Origin of the sequence: Microcoleus sp. Aus8_D2 (genome assembly GCF_036702665.1) — a bacterium.
GTDB lineage: Bacteria > Cyanobacteriota > Cyanobacteriia > Cyanobacteriales > Microcoleaceae > Microcoleus.
The window spans coordinates 25,018-25,574 of the sequence record NZ_JAUBUN010000015.1 but is presented as its reverse complement, the minus strand read 5'-3'; the positions used below and the strand labels follow the sequence as shown (position 1 = coordinate 25,574).

General features: G+C 46.0%; 1 protein-coding gene. It reads left to right on the top strand.

Going from position 1 to position 557, the window contains the following annotated elements; genetic code table 11:
* The coding region (locus tag QUB64_RS14115; protein WP_333394101.1) for a hypothetical protein at positions 1-182 on the top strand (182 nt) is incomplete at its 5' end.
* Between the last annotated feature and the right edge of the window lie 375 nt (positions 183-557).

Genomic DNA, 557 nt, shown 5'->3' with positions numbered 1-557 from the left:
TTGGTCGGGAGTTAATTAATCAGGGTGCATCTACTAATCTAATCTCCGGTGCGACAGCACCTCGTTCCGGACTGTTTGGCAGAATTTGCCGGAATTGCTGGCTGTGCGTGCGATCGCTCAAAAAAAAACCCCAAACCAAAATTGGTCGGGAGTTAATTAATCAGGGTGCATCTACCAATTAAGCTTCCTGAGAATTCTCGCGCAATCCGGACACTTACCTCAAACTTTTTCAGCATCAGCCTCAATACCGCAAAAAAAACCCGGCCAAAATTGGTCGGGAGTTAATTAATCAGGGTGCATCTACTAATCTAATCTCCGGTGCGACAGCACCTCGTTCCGGACTGTTTCGGAAAATTGATAATTTCAGAAACCCGGTTTCTTCCCTTATTTCTCGTAACCCGAACCAAAACTCGTAGAAACCGGGTTTCTCGGCCCCGATGCGTCAGCCCTCAAACTCTCGCTACCTGTTGTGATACATAAGTTCTACAAAAAAAACCCCCAAACCAAAATTGGTCGGGAGTTATTAATCAGGGTGCATCTACTAATCTACTCTCCGC